This is a genomic window from Desulfofundulus sp., assembly GCF_049701015.1.
In the GTDB taxonomy this organism is placed as follows: domain Bacteria; phylum Bacillota; class Desulfotomaculia; order Desulfotomaculales; family Desulfovirgulaceae; genus Desulfofundulus.
The window spans coordinates 1-3,099 of the sequence record NZ_JBNATZ010000280.1; the positions used below are offsets into that span (position 1 = coordinate 1).

The 3,099-nt window shown below is 53.2% G+C and carries 5 protein-coding genes; all 5 read right to left on the reverse strand.

Going from position 1 to position 3,099, the window contains the following annotated elements; genetic code table 11:
• Positions 1 to 776: hypothetical protein (locus ACPLUI_RS13180; protein WP_424660712.1), on the reverse strand; the 776-nt coding region annotated here is incomplete at its 3' end.
• Positions 777 to 903: 127 nt separating this feature from the next.
• Positions 904 to 1,887 carry a copper amine oxidase N-terminal domain-containing protein gene (locus ACPLUI_RS13185; protein WP_424660713.1) on the reverse strand — a complete coding sequence of 328 codons (984 nt, stop codon included), beginning with the start codon at positions 1,885 to 1,887 and terminating at the stop codon, positions 904 to 906.
• 3 nt (positions 1,888 to 1,890) lie between these two features.
• Positions 1,891 to 2,346: a type II toxin-antitoxin system VapC family toxin gene (locus ACPLUI_RS13190; protein ID WP_424660714.1), complete on the reverse strand. Its 456-nt coding sequence runs from the start codon at positions 2,344 to 2,346 to the stop codon at positions 1,891 to 1,893.
• Entirely contained in the window at positions 2,343 to 2,645 is a 303-nt protein-coding gene (locus tag ACPLUI_RS13195; RefSeq protein WP_424660715.1) for a type II toxin-antitoxin system Phd/YefM family antitoxin, read from the reverse strand. Before ACPLUI_RS13195 ends, ACPLUI_RS13190 begins: the two co-directional genes overlap by 4 nt.
• Positions 2,646 to 2,746: 101 nt before the next feature.
• Positions 2,747 to 3,099: hypothetical protein (locus tag ACPLUI_RS13200; RefSeq protein ID WP_424660716.1), on the reverse strand; the 353-nt coding region annotated here is incomplete at its 5' end.

Consider the following 3,099-nt stretch of genomic DNA (forward strand, 5'->3'; position numbering starts at 1 on the left):
GTTATTTCCGTGCTCCGTCCAACACCGTCGGTCACCTTTAAACGCAGTGTAACGGTGCTCCCGGGGGACTTGGTCACCTGGTAGCTGACTGAATCGCTGAAACTGCTGGAGTTCAGGCTGTTGCTTTTCAGCTGCTGGCTGTCCGCGTAAAATTCGTAGGATACCTTGTTCCTCCAGTCGGAAGACGTAACGTAGGACGTCCCCCTGATCGGTATGCTTACCGTGTCGCCCTGCCGGGCCTGCGTCGGCCCGCCGATGAAAGCCGTGGGGTTCTGGGTAATACCGATGGTCACCTTGTACTGGGACTTGTCCCAGCTGACGTCACTCGTACCGCAGAGGTCCGCCAGGTCGCGGATGTGAATCCTCTTGGCGGTGTACCCCTCGGCGGTGATGATGTTCCCCAGGCCCCACAGGTGAGAGCTCACGAAATCCGGGCTGCCGTTCAGTTCCCTCGCCCAGTCGGATATGAGCGACCATTTGAGCATTACGTAGCCTTCGGCCAAAGGGGAGCCAGCCTTCTCGAAGTACATCCCCCGGCCAAGAGCAGTACCGCTCCTGGAGTAGATGTCAGCAAGTTTTACATACTTGTAATTTCCGGACTGGACGTATTTTACATTGTCTCCTTTTGTAATATAAACTCTAGTGTCCTTATTTATCGGTATATCGCTCTTGTCGTCGTCCACGTAGGCCCAGGCTGCAGGAACCACGGGCAGGAAGATCGTCACAAGCATGACCAGGACCATGGCCAGGGACACACAGCGTTTGAAGAGCCGCATTCATCTCACCCTCTTCTCCCTCCTTTTGTTTGTGGGGGTTCAAAATACTTCTTTTACGTCACCACCCCTCTCATCGTGTCTTTCCCCCCAAAAAAATAGAGCCGCCTTTTGGCGGCACTCTACATCTCTAACTTTTATAGATCATAATTTCAATCGAATCGCTCCCATGTACTCTAACTTTCTGCCCATTGGGCGCCGTAAAAAACGTTGCAGGCGTGCTGTCCCTCCAGCTCTTGTGCTGCCGTGCACAGCTCATCACTTTTCCTGCAAACTCGGGTCCGAACTTACTCGTTAAGATCGCTTCGGCCTGATCGAACGCTGCCAGAGTTCCCGGATGATATGGATCATCCGGAAGAGCAATGCCTAATTCTAATTCTCTGTTATCAATGTAACCGAGTTTATAATAAAACATCATCGTCAAACCTGCTTTGGTCCTATAAGCTTGATCTACAAGCCCCCTGGATTCTTCCCTGTCAATCAACTCCCCCTGCGGGTCGGGCAGCTTGTAGCCCACCTCCGTCCACTTCCAGCCGCGGAGGCCCTCACTTACCCGGGTCACGTCCGGCTTTGACTTACCCCTGGGCCAGCACACGACCCAGTTCCTGGACGGGTCCCACTCGACCTGGTAACCCAGGGCCTCGGCCACCCAGCGGGCGGGAAGGTACGTCCGGCCGTTACGCACCAGCGGGGCCACGTCCATCTGCCCGGCCTGGCTGCCGGTTTTTATTCGCCTGCTGCCGATACTCAACACAATCGCGGGGTGCCCCGGCTGACCCAGCGTTATCAGACCGGACTTTGCATCCCAGGTTATGTACCTGTCTTCCACCCCCAGGGCGTTCGCCAAATAACGCAAGGGTACGTAAGTCCTGCCGTTCGCCACGAACGGGGCGGCGTCCATCTTAACCCCCACCGGTGAATTCCCCAGGAAATATTCCCTGACTCCCACTGCAAATACAGCGGACTTTGCAGGGTTCCCGTCCGCCTGAACTCCTGCCCCCTCCTGCGCTACGGCAGGGACGGTGATAATCGACAGGGCTAGGAGAACGGCTGTTAGTAGAATGGCCAGTTTACGCATTGGCATTAAAAACTCCTTCCTTTCTTTTGCAATCACAGTTCAAATCTCCTGAAGCAGTTTTACGTATTTCTTCCTTCCGCCCAGCGTGTTCACCAGCCTTTCATCGGCGGTCCAGAATTCACAAACACCTCCCTCAGATTCTCTGGCAGCTATCTCTGCTACCGCCAGGTAAGCGGCATCGTAAAGTGTAGAAAGATTTTCTTTTACGGCGATGTCCCATGCCGCAGCCGATACCTTTTCATTTTCCAGGTAGGTTATAATCTTTAACCTGCCGAACATGCGCCAGGCTTCTTCCGCTTCCTCCGGGGTTATTTCTTTTCTCCTGGCTTTCTGGCGCAATACACTGCCCACCTCGGCCCAGGCAAAAGCGGGCAATACTATTGTCCGTCCGGATTCAATAATGCGTTCCATCAGGAACGCTGCGGCATTACTCCCTTCTTCCCAGGTGAGGAGCTTGATCAGTACGCTGCTGTCCAGGCATACGTAGCGGCTCAACGTACCCTGCCCTCCCGCAACTCCCGGATAAGGGGTACAGAGTCCCACTGCTTGCCCCTCTGGGCCATTTTTTCCCTCAGCCTGGTTATTTCCTGCAGGACTTTTTTAGTTTCAGCCATCCTGAAGAGTTTTTCAGCCTGTTCCAGTTTCTTTAACATTTCTTCATAGGCGGAGGCTTCAACCATATACACGACGGGTTTCGAACGCTGGAGGATTACCGCGGGCTCACCGGTTTCCACCACCCGGGCAATTATCTTGCTGGCGTTTTGCCGGATATCTGTTACATTAACTATATGCATTCTCAACAACCCTTTCAACTGTATTGCTGTTAATATTATATCATGCAAAATCACCCACCCGCAAGAATTTCTTTCCATTTCAGGTGCAAACTCTGCGATATTCAAAGCAGCAAAATGCTGTTCCGGGGAACAAGCAGGTTCATCCAGAAGGAGTCTTTTTGCTTCCAGAGAAATTCTTTGATGTTCCACAAAACGCACACAAACATCAATATTGCTATTACGAACGCGGGGTTCGACTGAAGGACCCCTAACACCAGGAAACCTTTTATCCAAAAAGCGGCAGAAGCAATTACCGGCAGGTACAGCGTCAGTGCTCTCCCGCTCTCATACAACACATCCCGGGGCTGGGCGAAGAACCCCGGCCTGGAACAGCCCGCCCTGCCGTCATCCGTCCAGTAATAGCCCCACTGCCCTTTCGTAATTTTTTCAACCCTCCAGGCCGGCGTCTTCCTGG